15 protein-coding genes are annotated in these 14,103 nt (G+C 75.4%); 7 read left to right on the top strand and 8 right to left on the bottom strand.

The window, feature by feature from the left end:
- Nucleotides 1-11 precede the first annotated feature (11 nt).
- The 7 genes from ACQZ2A_RS10955 to ACQZ2A_RS10925 form a co-directional block, all read right to left on the bottom strand.
- On the bottom strand, nt 12-1,913 hold the full coding sequence (locus tag ACQZ2A_RS10955; RefSeq protein ID WP_430210715.1) for a potassium transporter Kup: 1,902 nt from the start codon (nt 1,911-1,913) through the stop codon (nt 12-14).
- An 81-nt stretch (nt 1,914-1,994) separates the two neighbouring features.
- Nucleotides 1,995-3,107 (bottom strand): FAD-dependent monooxygenase, encoded by a 1,113-nt coding sequence (locus ACQZ2A_RS10950; protein WP_430210713.1) that lies wholly within the window; start codon nt 3,105-3,107, stop codon nt 1,995-1,997.
- Nucleotides 3,104-3,556 (bottom strand): hypothetical protein, encoded by a 453-nt coding sequence (locus ACQZ2A_RS10945; RefSeq protein WP_430210711.1) that lies wholly within the window; start codon nt 3,554-3,556, stop codon nt 3,104-3,106. Before ACQZ2A_RS10945 ends, ACQZ2A_RS10950 begins: the two co-directional genes overlap by 4 nt.
- Nucleotides 3,557-3,640: 84 nt before the next feature.
- Complete coding sequence (locus tag ACQZ2A_RS10940) at nt 3,641-4,333, bottom strand: anti-sigma factor family protein (protein WP_430210709.1); 693 nt, start codon at nt 4,331-4,333, stop codon at nt 3,641-3,643.
- The gene (locus ACQZ2A_RS10935; protein WP_430210707.1) at nt 4,330-4,842 is read right to left on the bottom strand and encodes a sigma-70 family RNA polymerase sigma factor; all 513 of its coding nucleotides are present in this window, start codon (nt 4,840-4,842) and stop codon (nt 4,330-4,332) included. The genes ACQZ2A_RS10940 and ACQZ2A_RS10935 overlap by 4 nt, the downstream gene beginning before the upstream one ends.
- A 34-nt stretch (nt 4,843-4,876) precedes the next feature.
- Nucleotides 4,877-5,275: a hypothetical protein gene (locus ACQZ2A_RS10930; RefSeq protein ID WP_430210705.1), complete on the bottom strand. Its 399-nt coding sequence runs from the start codon at nt 5,273-5,275 to the stop codon at nt 4,877-4,879.
- A gap of 77 nt (nt 5,276-5,352) precedes the next feature.
- A complete protein-coding gene (locus tag ACQZ2A_RS10925) occupies nt 5,353-7,554 on the bottom strand; it encodes a CDP-alcohol phosphatidyltransferase family protein (RefSeq protein WP_430210702.1) in 2,202 nt (733 codons plus the stop codon).
- Between the two features lie 95 nt (nt 7,555-7,649).
- Here ACQZ2A_RS10925 and ACQZ2A_RS10920 point away from each other — a divergent pair, with 95 nt between their 5' ends.
- The 6 genes from ACQZ2A_RS10920 to ACQZ2A_RS10895 are packed head-to-tail and all read left to right on the top strand — an operon-like array spanning nt 7,650 to nt 12,448.
- Nucleotides 7,650-8,648, top strand: coding sequence for a zinc-dependent alcohol dehydrogenase (locus tag ACQZ2A_RS10920; RefSeq protein ID WP_430210699.1), 999 nt, complete (start codon nt 7,650-7,652; stop codon nt 8,646-8,648).
- On the top strand, nt 8,636-9,046 hold the full coding sequence (locus tag ACQZ2A_RS10915; RefSeq protein WP_430210698.1) for a 6-pyruvoyl trahydropterin synthase family protein: 411 nt from the start codon (nt 8,636-8,638) through the stop codon (nt 9,044-9,046). Before ACQZ2A_RS10920 ends, ACQZ2A_RS10915 begins: the two co-directional genes overlap by 13 nt.
- 5 nt (nt 9,047-9,051) lie before the next feature.
- Nucleotides 9,052-10,170: a glycosyltransferase family 4 protein gene (locus ACQZ2A_RS10910; RefSeq protein ID WP_430210695.1), complete on the top strand. Its 1,119-nt coding sequence runs from the start codon at nt 9,052-9,054 to the stop codon at nt 10,168-10,170.
- Between the two features lie 19 nt (nt 10,171-10,189).
- Complete coding sequence (locus ACQZ2A_RS10905; protein WP_430210693.1) at nt 10,190-11,107, top strand: lysylphosphatidylglycerol synthase domain-containing protein; 918 nt, start codon at nt 10,190-10,192, stop codon at nt 11,105-11,107.
- Nucleotides 11,104-11,811, top strand: coding sequence for a RibD family protein (locus tag ACQZ2A_RS10900; protein ID WP_430210690.1), 708 nt, complete (start codon nt 11,104-11,106; stop codon nt 11,809-11,811). The genes ACQZ2A_RS10905 and ACQZ2A_RS10900 overlap by 4 nt, the downstream gene beginning before the upstream one ends.
- A complete protein-coding gene (locus ACQZ2A_RS10895; protein WP_430210689.1) occupies nt 11,801-12,448 on the top strand; it encodes a GTP cyclohydrolase II in 648 nt (215 codons plus the stop codon). Before ACQZ2A_RS10900 ends, ACQZ2A_RS10895 begins: the two co-directional genes overlap by 11 nt.
- Before the next feature lie 71 nt (nt 12,449-12,519).
- Here ACQZ2A_RS10895 and ACQZ2A_RS10890 read toward each other — a convergent pair whose 3' ends face one another.
- Nucleotides 12,520-12,963, bottom strand: a complete 444-nt coding sequence (locus tag ACQZ2A_RS10890; protein ID WP_430210686.1) for a ferritin-like domain-containing protein — start codon at nt 12,961-12,963, stop codon at nt 12,520-12,522.
- Between the two features lie 152 nt (nt 12,964-13,115).
- On the opposite strand from ACQZ2A_RS10890, the gene ACQZ2A_RS10885 reads away from it, so the two are divergent.
- On the top strand, nt 13,116-14,051 hold the full coding sequence (locus tag ACQZ2A_RS10885; RefSeq protein ID WP_430210685.1) for an acyl-ACP desaturase: 936 nt from the start codon (nt 13,116-13,118) through the stop codon (nt 14,049-14,051).
- The last annotated feature ends 52 nt before the right edge of the window (nt 14,052-14,103 follow it).

Below are 14,103 nucleotides of genomic sequence, written 5' to 3'. Positions count from 1 at the left end.
GGAGGCCGGGGTCAGAGGTGCAGCTGGGCGCCCACGACCACGGTCCGGTCGATCGGCAGGTGGAAGTACTGGGTGGGGTCGGCCGCGTTGTGGGACAGCGCGACGTAGACGCGCTTGCGCCATCGGGCCATCCCGGGGCGCCGGCCGGGGTGGACCGAGATGCGGGACAGGAAGTACAGCGCGGTGTCGGGGTCGTACGTCAGGTCCGGACCCTGCGCGGCCAGGGCGAGGGCGGCCGGGACGTCCTGCTCGTCCGCGAAGCCGAAGCGCAGCCGCACCAGGCAGATGCCGTCCCACTGGTCGCCCAGGTGGTCGATCTCGACGCGCTCCTCGGCCGGCACGTGGGGGACGTTCATCCGCAGCGTGTTCGTGATGATGACCGTCTCGTGCAGGACCCGGTTGAAGTCGACGTTCTCGCGCAGCGACAGAGGGGCGGTGTCGTCGCTGGTGTGGAGGAACACGGCCGTCCCGGGCACGCGGTGCAGCCCGCCTCCGTGCGCCTGGTCGAGGAACTCGGCGAGCGGCCGCTCGATCTTGCGACGCCGGGCCTTGACCAGCTGCTGGCCCGTGCCCCAGGTGAGCATCACGAAGGCGATGAGCGCGGCCATGAGGATCGGGAGCCAGCCCCCGTGGGTGATCTTCGTGGCGTTGGCGGCGACGAAGCTCAGCTCGACCCAGAGGAAGAGGGCGCCGAAGGCCCAGAGCCGCCACCGCGGCCACCCGAGCGCGGCGTCGGCGTACACGAGGAACAGGCAGGTGGTGAGGCAGAGGGTGGCGGTGACGGCCAGCCCGTAGGCGACGGCGAGGTGCTCGCTGCTGCGGAAGGTCAGCATCAGGACGACCACCCCGACGAAGAGGACCCAGTTGACCGCGGGCACGTAGATCTGGCCGCCCTCGTGCTGGGAGGTCTGTCGCACGGTGAGGCGCGGGAGGAAGTCGAGGCGCTCGGCCTGCCGGGAGACCGAGAAGGCGCCGGAGATCACCGCCTGCGAGGCGATCACGGTGGCGGCCGTCGCGAGGACGACGAGGGGGATCGTGGCCCAGGTGGGGGCGAGCTGGAAGAAGGGCCGTGAGGCGGTCGACGGGTCCTTGACGATGAGCTCGGCCTGGCCGAGGTAGTTGATCGTCAGGGCCGGGAAGACCAGCCAGAACCATCCGCGCGCGATGGCGGGACGCCCGAAGTGGCCCATGTCCGCGTAGAGGGCCTCCGCGCCGGTGATGGCCAGCACGACGGCGCCGAGCGCAAGGAAGCTGACGAGCGGGTGGGCCAGCGCGAACTGCACCGCCAGGTGCGGGCTGAGCGCCTCGAGCGCCTGGGGGTAGGCGAGGATGTGCGGCAGGCCGAGCGCCGCGAGGGTGAGGAACCAGACCACCATCACGGGCCCGAAGAGGCGCCCGACCCGGTCCGTGCCGTGCCGCTGCACGACGAACAGCACCGTGATCACGGTGATGCCCAGCGGGACGACCCACGTGGCCAGCCCCGGCTCGGAGACCTCGAGGCCCTCGATCGCCGACATCACCGAGATGGCCGGGGTGATGACCGAGTCCCCGTAGAACAGGGCCGCGCCGATGACCCCGAGCACCATGACGAGCCGGAACCGCTTGCCCCCCGGGCGGACCGAGCGGCGGGCGAGGAACGCCAGCGACAGCACCCCGCCCTCGCCGTCGTTGTCCGCCCGCAGGACGAAGAGGACGTACTTGACGGTCACGACGAGGGTCACCGCCCAGACGATGGTCGACACCACGCCCAGCGCGTTGTCGCGGGTGGGCTCGACGATGCCGCCGTCGAGGGCGAAGACGGTCTGCATCGCGTACAGCGGGCTCGTCCCGATGTCGCCGAAGACGACTCCGAGGGCGCCGAGCACCAGTGCTGCCCGTCCGCTGCGATGGCCCTCCGGGCCGGAGTCCTGCACAGCCGGTCAGCCTAGGCCCACGACCTCCCGGCAGCCGGGTAGGCAGCGACTCCTTCGACGACCTCGGCCGCCGACCGGGCGTCAGACCCGCCGTGCGAGCGCCACCGCGAGGTCGCGCAGGGCGATGCCGGCCGCCGTGCGAGGGACGAGGACCGCGGCGCCGAGCCGTGCGCCGCGCTGCTTCTGCTCCACCTCGGGGCGGTGGGTGCGCTCGTAGTCCGCCAGTGCCGCAGCGGTGTCGGGGGTGGCCGCGAGCGCGTCCGCGAGCACGGCCGCACCCGCGATGGCCATGCTGCAGCCCTCGCCGAGGATCGTGATGCTCGAGGCGGCGTCGCCGAGCAGCACCACGCGGCCGCGCGACCACGACGGGACGGCAACACGCTGCACGACGTCGAGGTAGACGTCGTCGGCCGCCGCCAGCTGCTGAAGCATCTCGGCCGAACGCCACCCAGCGCTCCGGTACCGGTGCTCCACCATCGCGACCTGGTCCTCGTGGGAGCGCGGCGGCGCCGACGCGTCGGTGCGGAAGATGAACGCGCACACGGGGTGCCCGCCCGCGGGATGGATGCCGAGGCTCGCGCCGGGGACGTTGTGGAGCCGCACGGTGCGGGGGTCGTCGACGAGCGAGGCATCGACCGGCACCGTGGCGATGCCCAGGCCGACCGGTGCCGTGAAGCCCGGCTCCGGCCCGAGCACGAGCGCCCGCGTGCGTGAGTGCTGGCCGTCGGCGCCGACGACGAGGTCGTAGCGCGAGGTGCCGCCGCCCTCGAAGGTGACCTCGACCCCGCCCTCGTCCTGCACCAGCGCGCGGGGGCTGGTGTCGAACCGCACCTTGGCGACCTCCGCGGCGGCCTCGAGGAGCACGCCGGTCAGGGCGCTGCGCCCCAGCTCGAGGTCGGTCTCGCTGCTGCGCCGTACGGCGGCCCGCGCCCGGACCCGCCCACGACCGTCGACGAACTCGAGGCGCGTCACCCCGGTGTCGAGGGCCCGCAGACGTTCCTCGAGCCCCAGCCGGCGGACGACCGGGACCGCGCTGCCGCGCACGTCGACCGGGCTGCCGCTCGAGCGCCGGTGCTGGTCGCGCTCGACGAGCGTGACCTCGTTCCCGGCGCGGCCGAGGAGGGTGGCCGCCGTCGCGCCGGCCACCCCGCCGCCGACGACGAGCACGCGGCGGGATGCTCGTGGCGCGCTCATCGGTGCGCTCCGACCGCGGCCCGCGGGGCAGGACGGCGCTCGTCCGAGGGCCGACCCGACCGGCCGGACCGTCCGGACCGGTCGAGCACGAAGAGCCGGAAGAGGGAGCAGGCGCAGACGACGAGGACCAGCCCCGTGAACCAGGTGCCCTCGAGCCAGTCCCACACGTCGAGCGGGCGGACCGCCGCGACCTCGGGGTAGTACAGGAACGGCGCCTGGAGGAAGACGTACGCGGACACGAGCAGGTTGCCCCACCACACCCAGCGGCGGTCGGTGAGCACGGCCGCCGAGAGGGCGAGGAGGCCGAGGTACATCAGCGCGGTGGAGGCGCCGAAGCGGTCGACGTCGAGCCCCGTGTCCTGCCGCACGCGGTGGACCTGGAGGGCGACGGACATCAGGTAGGCGGCGAGGCCGGCGGAGGCGGCGGTACGGGCGATGAGTGTGTTCATGTCCCGGAGCCTGTCCGGGGCCTCTTGAGCCGGTCTTGGGTGCCGCTTGGGACCGGGTCGCGACCGGCCGTGGCCGCGCCCCGGTCAGGAGGCCGGCTGCCAGGTGAGCAGCGGGCGGTCGGTACCGGTGAGCACGACGTCGACCGCCTCGATCTGCGCGGGCGTGGCCGAGGTCCCTGCCTCGAGCCGGGTCTGCTTGCCCGGCACCGCCCGCCACGTCGAGACCTGCTGGCTGGCGCCGTCACGCGTCCGCACCACGAGGGCGTACGACGGGGCCACGTCCGTGGATCCCCACGCGCCGGGACGGTAGGCGCAGGCGATGCGCAGCTTCGTGCCCCACGCGACCTGCTCGAGGCCGACCGTCGCGGTCAGGCCGTCCTGGTCGACCTGGGCCATCGAGCTCGTCGGTGTGGGCGCGGCGGCGAGGGGAGCCGGCGCCGGGGACGGGCTGACGATGCTCCAGGCCAGTGCGACCGCGAGCGCGACGGCCGCCGCGACGGCACCACCGAGGAGCAGCCGGACCCTCCGGCGCCGCCGGTGCACGCGCCGCAGCAGGGCCGGGAGCAGCGTGTCGGGGACGGGCGGCGGGGCATCCGGTCCGGTGAAGGCGGAGGCATCCAGGGTGGCGAGGAGCCCGGGCAGGCCCGCGATGTCGCGGACCCTGCGGGTGCAGTCGGCGCAGCCGGCCAGGTGCTCCTCGAAGGCGCGGCGCTCGACGGGGCCGAGCGCGCCGAGGACGTAGGCGGCGTCGTCGTGGACGAAGGGGTCGCCGCTCATCCGGTCACCCCCATCTCCTCGAGCGCGAGCCGCAGCGCGCGCAGGGCGTAGTGGGTGCGGGACTTGACGGTTCCCTCGGGCACCCCGAGGCGCCGCGCGGCGTCGGCGACCGAGCGACCCTGGAGGTAGCACTCGTGGAGCACGCTGCGGTGGTCCTGCGACAGGTGGGTCATCGCCTCGGCGACCACCCAGCCCTGCAGGAGCGCGTCGACCCGGTCCTGGTCATCGGCCGGCTCGGGCGGGGTGTCGGTGAGGGTCTCGGGACGGACCTTCCGGTGCCGCCACTCGTCGATGACGAGGTTGCGCGCCACGGTGAACAGCCAGCCGCGCACCGGCCCCGGGCCGCGCTCGAGGACCTCGGGGTGCTGCCACGCGCGCACGAGGGTCTCCTGGCAGATGTCGTGGGCCCGGGCGTGGTCGTGCTCGACGAGCCGCAGGCAGTACCCCCACAGCGCGGAGGCGTGCTCGGCGTGCAACGCGCGCATCAGCTCGTCCTGGTCGTCGGTCACGGTGCTCCGTCCCACGGTCCGGGGGTTCGGGGCGTCAGCCGGCCGTCCCGGCCCGGTGACCATGATGGACCCCGGCGTGCCCAATGTGCCCCTCCTTCGTCGCGGCGAGCGCGGCGCAGACGACGCAGGCGAACTCCGAGACGGTGGCGACCCACACGGCGAACCCCGCCCACTCGGTGTGGATGCCGAACAGCCCGACCGTGGAGGCGATGACGAACGCCCCGAGGGTCGCGGCCCCGAAGCCGCCGAGGAGCAGGAGCGGCAGCCACGACGCCGAGCGGAGCAGCATCACCGCGATGGCCACCCCGGCGACGACGTTGACGAGGAACAGGGCCCCCACGACCCCCTGCTCGCGCACCCCGTCGAACCAGAGCCACAGGTGGATGGCCGCGGAGACCACTGCCGCCGCGGCGCCGATCGATCGTGCCGTCATGTCCTTCTCCCGTCGCCGGGGGCGTCCCGGACGTGGGACACCTCATGGTGGGGACACGTCGTGGCGGGGCGTGCGGTTCACCTCGCGGGTCCGGAGGCCGGCGGGGGCGGAGCGGCGGGGGGCTGCGAGAAGGTCCGCAGGATGCGGTCGCGCAGGGCGTCCATCCGCTCGACGGGGGCGTCGTCCGGCGGACGCAGTGCGTGGGGCCATCCCCAGCCGTCGAGGGCCCGCAGGGCGGCGGGGTCGCGGGCGAGGACGCTCACCGGGACGTCGCGGCCGGGGTCGGGGCCGCTGACGAGGTGGTGCGGCTGGTGGTCCCCGACGAGCACGACGACGAGGCCGTCGTCCACGACCGTCCCGAGCCACGAGGTGAGGGTCCGCAGGCTGTACCGGAGCGAGTCGGCGTAGGCGCGGCGGGCGCTCGCGGGGTCGGTGAGGACGTCGTGCGTGCTCGTGTCCTGCGTGGCGAAGACCGAGCCGTCCCCGACGTCCGCCCACGGCACGAGCTGCGGGACCGGCGACCAGGGGTGGTGGCTCGTGACGAGGTCGACCTCGGCCATGACCGGGGTGCGGGGCCCCGGCGTCAGCTCGGTGCGCGAGAGGTGGGCGAGCGTGTACTGGTCCGGCGCCGGGGCGTACCCGAACGTCGGACCGGCGTAGCCGCTGGTGCGTGCGTCGTACAGGGCGTCGACGCCGTAGAACGACCGCGCCTCGGGCCAGTCCCGGGTCGTGGCCGGCGAGGCGATGACGGTGCGCCACCCGGCCCGGTGGAACGCGGACGCGAGCGTCAGGTGACCCGTGCGGGTCAGCTGGTCGTAGCGCCGCTGGCTGTCCACCCACGCCCCCGACTCGAGCGTCGAGTGGGCCAGCCAGCTGCCGCCCCCGAAGGTCGGCGAGGTGAGGTAGGCGCTGCGGGCGGACCATCCGGAGGCGGCCAGCTGCGAGGTGCCGCCGGCCAGCTCACGATCGATCTCGGGCTCGATCGTGCTGTCCTGCAGGGCGATGCGGCCGTAGCTCTCGACGAAGACGACGACGACGTCGTGCCCCTCGAGTCCGGCGAGCAGGCCGGTCGTGGGCCGTCCCTCCCAGGGGTCGGCGGCCAGCGCGCGCCCGAACCGGGCCGGGTCCCCGAGGGCCGAGAGCAGCGCCTCCGAGCGGTCGGCGACGGCGGTGGCGGTGGGCGCGGTGACCATCCGCCACGAGCGACCGGGGCCGGTGGCGACGCCGCCGGAGACCAGCGCGATGCTGGTCAGCCCGACGACGAACGGGGTCGCTCCGCGCCGCACCCGGTGGGCGTCGCGGGCCAGCCGCAGGGCAGCGCCCACGACGAGCGCCACGACGCCGAGCAGTGCCAGGGCCGCCCCGGTGAGCAGCGCGCCGGCGGCTCCCGCTCCCTCCGACGCGGCCAGCACCCCCACGGCCGAGACGAGGTATCCCCAGTCGCCCAGGAGGTCGAAGGGGCGGTCGAGCACGAGCGGGAAGGCGACGTCGAGGGCGGTGAGGACGAGGAGCGACCCGGCGACGAGGCCGGCCCCGGCGGCCACGGCCCGGCCGGCCCGCCACGGCAGCAGCACGGCGAGGAGGACGAGCAGGAGCCCCTCGACGGGGAGGCCCGCCGCGCCCCACGACCACGCGACGCGACCACCCGCCACCCCGAGCGCCGCCGGCGCCACGAGGGCGGCCCAGACCACCACGACCGCCGCCCCCGACCCGAGCGCCCCGAGCCACGGGCGCCGCACTCCAGGACGCCACCCGAGGCGTTCGACCGCCTCGGTGCCGAAGGAGACGCCGAGGGCGGCGAGCGCGGCGGCGAGAAGGGCCGCCGAGAGCACCGGGTCGACCCGCCCGCTCACCGTCACCAGCAGGGCGACCCCCTGGGCAACGGCGACCACCTTGCGCCAGTAGCGGGGACGCAGCGGGGAGCGCAGCCGGGCTACGAGCCGCTGCGCGACGAGGAGCAGGTAGCGGGCCAGGCCGATGAGCAGGACCCACAGCCCGAGGTCGCTCGCCGCGAGGACGCTGAGGACGAGCACCAGGGCCGCATCGGTCTCCATGTCGAAGCGCGCGCCGAACGGGGTCACGGTGCCGGTACGCCGGGCCACGGCGCCGTCGACGCCGTCGAGCAGCAGCGCGAGGGTGCCGAGCACGACGACGGCGGTCCGGGGCGTGGCCGCGCCGACACCGAGCAGCGGCCCGGCCACGAGCACGGCCACGACCAGCGTCAGGAGGGCGCGGACGCCCGTGACGAGGTCGGCCGGGCCGAGGTGAACCGGTCGCACGCTTCCTCCGTCGTGGGGGTGAGGACATCGCTCCACCTGCGAGACGGGGGCGGTGCCCGCTCGGTTCACCGTCATCGGCCAGGAGAGGAGTCCCGGTGGTCCTCGAGGCGCGGGCGTTCTGGCTGACCGGGCCCGGCAGGGGCGAGCTGCGGATGGAGCGGCTCCCCGACCCCGGTCCCGACGACGTGCTCGTGCGGACCCTCGTCACCGGCGTGAGCCGCGGGACGGAGGCGCTGGTCGCGCGCGGCGCCGTCCCGGCGTCGGAGCACACGCGGATGCGGGCACCGTTCCAGGCCGGGGACTTCCCGTGGCCGGTCAAGTACGGGTACCTCGCGGTGGGGGTCGCCGAGTGCGGACCGGCGGCCCTCCGGGGGCGGCGGGTCTTCGTGCTGCACCCCCACCAGGACCGGTTCGTCGTCCCGGCGTCCGCAGTGACGGTGGTCCCGGACGACGTGCCGACCCGGCGGGCCGTCCTCGCGGGCATCGTCGAGACCGCGGTCACGGTGCTGTGGGACGCCGGCGTGATGGCCGGGGACCGGGTGGCCGTGGTGGGTGCCGGGCCGGTCGGCTGCTGCGTGGCCGTCCTGCTGGCGCGCACGCCCGGGACGCGGGTGACCCTCGTCGACGTCGACCCCGCGCGGGCGTCCGTGGCGACGGCGCTCGGCGTGGGGTTCGCCCTCGCGGCCGGTGCCCCGCGCGAGCACGACGTGGTGGTCCACGCGAGCGGGACGGCGGAGGGCCTGCGGCTCGCCCTCGACCTCGCGGCCGCCGACGCGACCGTCGTCGAGGCGAGCTGGCACGGGGACCGCGAGGTGTGCCTCCCGCTCGGGGGTGCCTTCCACGCCCGGCGGCTCGACCTGCGCTCCAGCCAGGTCGGCACCATCCCGCCCGGGGCGCGGCGTCGGTGGGACCCCGCCGGCCGCCGGGCCCTCGCCCTGGACCTGTTGCGGGACAGCGTCTTCGACCACCTGCTGGCGGGGGAGTCCGTGGCCGAGGAGCTCCCCGACGTCGTGCGCCGGCTCGCGGCCGGGACGCTGCCCGGCCTGATGCACACCGTCCGTCACGCCCGGGAGGACCCGTCGTGTTCAGCCTGACCGTCCGCGACCACACGATGGTCGCCCACAGCCTCCCGGACCCGTTCTTCGGTCCGGCGCAACGGGTCCACGGCGCCACCTACGTCGTCGACGTGACCCTGAGGGCCGCTGACCTCGACCCCCACGGAGTCGTCGCCGACATCGGGGCGCTGGCGCGCGAGCTGCGTGCCGTGCTCGCCGACCTGGACCACCGCAACCTCGACGACGACCCCGCCTTCGCCGGTGTGCTGACGACCACCGAGGTGCTGGCGCGCACCGTGGCCGACCGGCTCGCCGGGCGGGTCGCGGCCGGGGGCCTGGGGCCGGACACGCGGCACCTGCGGGACCTCGAGGTCGTCCTCGGCGAGTCGCCGGTCGCGAGCGCGGGCTACCGCCGGTCGCTGCGCGACGGGGAGTGACGCCGATGCCGGCCGCCGCCGACCCGCCTCGGGTGGCCCACCTCGTGGTGCCCGCCGAGGTCGATGACCCGGCCGCCCCCAGCGGGGGCAACGTCTACGACGTCGAGCTCGCGCGGGGGCTCGCGGCCGCCGGGTGGGAGCTGCACCGGCACCGCGTGCCCGCTGGGGGTCCGGCGGCAGCGCGGACCGGCGGGCTCGCATCGTGCCTCGCCGCGCTGCCCGCGGGCTCGGTCGTGCTCGTCGACGGGCTGCTGACCGTCGGGGCCGAGGACGTGGTCGTGGGGGAGGCACCCCGGCTGCGCATCGTCCCGCTGCTCCACCTGCCCCGGTCCCTCGCCGGCGGTGGACCGGGGGTGGTCGACGACGAGCGGCGGATGCTCGGGGCCGCGGCGGCGGTGCTCACGACGAGCGAGTGGGCCCGCCGGTGGCTCGGCGAGCGCCATCCCGGGCTCGACACCCCCGTGCACGCCGCCGCTCCGGGCGTCCACGGCTCCTCGCTCGCGCCGCAGTCCCCTGCTGGCCGGTCTCTGGCCTGCGTGGCGGCGGTGGTCCCGGCGAAGGGACAGGACGTGCTGGTGCGTGCCCTCGCGCGGGTGCGCGACCTCGACTGGACCTGCCGGCTCGTCGGCCCGCTCGGGCGGGACCCCGGGTTCGTCGGCGAGGTGGTGCGCCTCGTGCACGAGCACGACCTCGACGGGCGCGTGCGGCTGACCGGGGCGATGCCACGCGCCGCCGTCGGTGCCGTGCTGGACGCATCGGACCTGCTCGTGCACCCCACCCTCCGCGAGGTCTACGGCATGGTCACGACCGAGGCGCTGGCGCGCGGGGTCCCCGTCATGGCGAGCGACGTCGGCGGGGTCCCCGAGGCGCTGGGCCGGGCGCCGTCCGGTGCCGTGCCCGGCCTGCTCGTCCCGCCGGCGGACCCCGATGCCCTCGCGGACGCGCTCCGGTCCTGGCTCACCGACGCCCCGCTGCGTGACCGGTTGCGGCGGGCCGCGCTCGAGCGCCGCGACGGGCTCGGGGGATGGGCGGCCACGGCGGCCGCCGTCGCCGACGTCCTGCGCGAGACCGCGCCCCGACCCCCGGTGAACCGTACGACGCCCGCAGCCGTGGTGAGCGGGTAGGACGAGGAAAGGGGTCACGGTGGCGCTGCCTCCCTCGGTGACGGGTGCCCTCCGGTTCGGCGTGGCCGCCGGGGTGCTGGCGCTCGTCGTCTCGCGGGTCGGCGCCGCACCCTTCCGGGACGCGGTGACGCACACGACCGCCGGCGCCGTGGTCGTGGCGCTGGTCGTCGAGTCCGCGGTCACCGTCGCCTGCGCGCGACGGTGGGTCCTCGTGGCCCGGGCGCTCGGCCTGCCGCTCGAGGCGCGGGAGGCGACGGCGGCGTGCTTCCGCGCGCAGCTGCTCAACGTCACCCTCCCGGGAGGCGTCCTCGGGGACGTCCAGCGGGCCTGGCGCCACGGGACGCGGGTCGAGGCCCGTGGCCGCGCCGCCCGGGCCGTGGTGTGGGAGAGGGCGGCCGGCTTCGCCGCGCTCGTCCTCGTCACCGCCGTCGTGGTGCTCGTGGAGCCGTCGCCCCTGCGCGGCGGCTCCACGTCACGGTTGGTCGCGGGCGCCCTCGTCGGGCTGGCAGTGGCGGGCGTCCTCGTGGTCCGACGCCGGGCGGCCTCCCCTCGCCTCGGCGTGCTGGCCGCGGAGGCCGGTGCCCTTCGGCGCGCCGGCGTGCTGCCGGCCGTGGGCGCGCTCTCGGTCGCGGCGGTCCTCGGGCACCTGCTCGTGATGGTCACCGCGCTGCGCGCGGTCGGGGTGGACCTCGGGACGGCACAGGCGCTCCCGCTGCTGGCGGTCGTCCTCCTCGCCTCCACGCTGCCGGCCAACCTCGCCGGCTGGGGCCCGCGCGAGGGGGCGGCGGCCCTGCTGTTCGCGGCCGCCGGGCTCGGTGCCGCCACGGGGGTCACGGTCGCGGCCGTCCACGGCGTCCTCACCCTCGTCGCGGCGCTGCCGGGCGCGGCCGTGCTCGTCCAGCGGCCGGCTCCGGTGCGGGCGGGGGTGCCGACGTGAGCGACCGGCCCTACGTCGTCCTGAGCGCCTGCGTGTCCCTCGACGGCCACCTCGACTCGCCGGGACCGGACCGGCTCGTCCTCTCGGGCGCCGAGGACCTCGACCGGGTCGACGCGGTCCGGGCCGGGTGCGACGCCGTGCTCGTCGGAGCGGGGACGGTGCGGATGGACCGGCCGCGGCTCGTCGTCCGCGACCCCGGACGCCGCGCGGCCCGGGTGGCGCGGGGGGTGCCGGAGACGCCTGTCAAGGTGACCGTCACGGAGGGCGCCGACCTCGACCCCGACGCACCGTTCTTCACCACCGGCGGCGAGAAGCTGGTGCTGTGCCCCTCCGCGGTCGTCGGGCGGGCGAGGCGCCGGCTCGGCGGGCGCGCCACCGTCCTCGACGGTGGGGACCGTGTCTCGATGGAGGGGGTCGCCCGCGCGCTCGACGCGCGCGGCATCACCCGGCTGCTCGTCGAGGGCGGTCGCTCGGTCCTCACGCAGTGCCTCGTCGAGGGGGTCGCCGACGAGCTGCACCTGGCCCTGGCGCCGGTCTTCGTCGGCGCCGGTACCGGTCCGCGGTTCGTCGGCGGCGGGGCGTTCGCGTGGGACGCGGCCCGGCGCGCGCGACTCGTCGGGGTCGCTGCCGTGGGGGACGTCGTGGTGTCGAGGTACGCGCTGTCGGAGCGGTGCGAGGAACCGGAGGTGGGACGTGTCCCGTGAGCTGCCCACCGCCCTGGTGCGGGCCGAGGTCGACCTGCCCGTCGCGCTGGCCGACGGGTCGACGACGGTGGCGCGCGTCGTCACCTTCGACGGCCTCGTCGACGGTCGCGAGCACCTCGCGCTGCGCCTTGGGAGCCCCTCCGGCACACCGCTGGTGCGCCTCCACAGTGAGTGCCTTACCGGCGACGCCCTCGGCAGCCGGCGCTGCGACTGCGGTCCGCAGCTCGCCGAGGCGCTGCTGCGCATCACCGACGTCGGCGGCTGGCTGCTGTACCTGCGCCAGGAGGGGCGGGGCATCGGCCTCTACACGAAGCTCGACGCCTACGTCCTCCAGGACCTCGGGCTCGACACGTACGACGCCAACATCGCCCTCGGCCACGGTGCCGACGAGCGCGACTACGCCGTGGCCGCCCAGATGCTCCGCACCGTCGGGGTGGGGCGGCTCGACCTCCTCGGCAACAACCCGGACAAGGCGCGCCAGCTGATCGCGCACGGGGTCGAGGTCGTCCGGCGGGTCCCGACCGGTGTGCACCTGACCGACGACAACGCCCGGTACCTCACGGCCAAGGCCCGCCGCGGCGAGCACACGCTCGCGCTCGGCGAGGGGGAGGCGGTCCTCGGCGCCCGAGGCCGGTGACGGGGGCGTCGCGGCCGGGACACGACGACGGCGGGCCGCTTCGATGCGGCCCGCCGTCGTCACCCCTCCGCTCAGGTGGCCTGCTGCAGCGCCTTGACCTCGTCGCGGGCGGCGAGCACCGCCGCGTGCTGGCGCTGCACGACGGTGCGGAAGCCGTCGCTGAGGTCGGCCTCGAGGGCCTTCTCGTACTCGGACACGGCGTGGTCCTCACCGGTGGCGGCGGCGCCGAGGACGCCCGAGGCGTCGTCACCGGTCAGGGCGTCCTTGAGCGAGAGCCAGCCGCGGTGCAGCGCAGCGGTGGCGGTGCCGCTCTCGTCGACGTCGTCGCCGTAGTCGTGGCCCAGCTCGACGATCTCGCGGGCGAAGCCGGCCCGCTGGTCGGACAACCGCTGCAGCATCGTCGCCACCTCGGGGTTCTCGCCGTCGCGGAGCTTCTCCGCCGCGGAGGCGAAGCCCTTCTCGCCGTCGCGGAGGGTCTCCACGAGCTCCTTGGCCACGTTCTCGTCTGCCGACATCTGTCGTGCTCCTTGCCTTCGGTGGGTACGGTCACCGGCCCCCTACCCACTGCCCCGGCGTTCCCACACGTCCGCATCTCTGGCCCCGGGGGTCGGGAGGGTGTAGGCAGGGGGTGGGCGCGGCCCGCGCGTTCGCCGGACGAGGAGGACCCATGGCCACACTCGACAGTGCCCGGCTGCTCGCCGCGCTCGAGCCCACCGTCGAGGAGAACCTCAACCGGCACCTGGGCGCGGCCCAGGAGTGGATGCCGCACGAGTACGTGCCCTGGTCCCTCGGGCGCGACTTCAAGGAGCTCGGCGGCGAGCCCTGGTCGGTCGAGCAGTCCCAGCTCTCGCCCATCGCCCGCACCGCCCTCGAGGTCAACCTGCTCACCGAGGACAACCTGCCGAGCTACCACCGCGAGATCGAGCGCGCCTTCGGCCGGGACAGCGCGTGGGGCGCCTGGGTCAACCGGTGGACCGCGGAGGAGGGCCGGCACGCCTTCTGCATCCGCGACTACCTCCTCGTCACGCGCGGTGTCGACCCCGACGAGCTCGAGCGGGCGCGCATGGACACGATGGAGACCGGCTACGACTCCGGCGACAAGCCGCTGCTCAACGTCTGCGCGTACGTGTCGTTCCAGGAGCTGGCCACCCGTGTGTCGCACCGCAACACGGGTCGGTTCACCGAGGAGCCCGTCGCGGAGAAGCTGCTCATCCGGGTGGCCAAGGACGAGAACCTCCACATGATCTTCTATCGCAACATCATCCAGGCCGCCCTCGAGCTGACCCCGAACCAGACGATGCGCGCCATCACCGACGAGGTCGTGTCGTTCCAGATGCCGGGCTCGATCATCCCCGGCTTCGGGCGCAAGGCGGTGCAGATGGCGATGGCCGGCATCTACGACCTGCGCATCCACCACGACGACATCGTCGCCCCGCTGTTGCGGCAGTGGGGGATCTGGGAGCTGGAAGGACTGGACGCCGACGGCGAGAAGGCCCGCGACGAGCTCGCGGCGGCGGTCTCCGCCCTCGACGCGGAGGCCACCCGGTTCGTCGAGAAGCGCGAGGAGCGCGCGGCCAAGCTCGCGGCCCGCCGCACCGGCTGAGCCTGCCGTACGGGGAGTGCTCCCCATCCGTGGCGGTGGACGTCGTCGCTAC

Source organism: Phycicoccus avicenniae (assembly GCF_050496545.1).
GTDB lineage: Bacteria > Actinomycetota > Actinomycetes > Actinomycetales > Dermatophilaceae > Phycicoccus > Phycicoccus avicenniae_A.
The sequence above is the reverse complement of the archived record's forward strand: the minus strand, read 5'-3'. Positions and strand labels throughout refer to the sequence as shown.

Excerpts from the sequence above, each read along its gene's own strand:
- ACQZ2A_RS10950 (WP_430210713.1), bottom strand. The coding sequence starts at position 3,107 with ATGAGCGCGCCACGAGCATCCCGCCGCGTGCTCGTCGTCGGCGGCGGG.
- ACQZ2A_RS10945 (WP_430210711.1), bottom strand. The coding sequence starts at position 3,556 with ATGAACACACTCATCGCCCGTACCGCCGCCTCCGCCGGCCTCGCCGCC.
- ACQZ2A_RS10940 (WP_430210709.1), bottom strand. The coding sequence starts at position 4,333 with ATGAGCGGCGACCCCTTCGTCCACGACGACGCCGCCTACGTCCTCGGC.
- ACQZ2A_RS10930 (WP_430210705.1), bottom strand. The coding sequence starts at position 5,275 with ATGACGGCACGATCGATCGGCGCCGCGGCGGCAGTGGTCTCCGCGGCC.
- ACQZ2A_RS10910 (WP_430210695.1), top strand. The coding sequence starts at position 9,052 with ATGCCGGCCGCCGCCGACCCGCCTCGGGTGGCCCACCTCGTGGTGCCC.
- ACQZ2A_RS10890 (WP_430210686.1), bottom strand. The coding sequence starts at position 12,963 with ATGTCGGCAGACGAGAACGTGGCCAAGGAGCTCGTGGAGACCCTCCGC.
- ACQZ2A_RS10885 (WP_430210685.1), top strand. The coding sequence starts at position 13,116 with ATGGCCACACTCGACAGTGCCCGGCTGCTCGCCGCGCTCGAGCCCACC.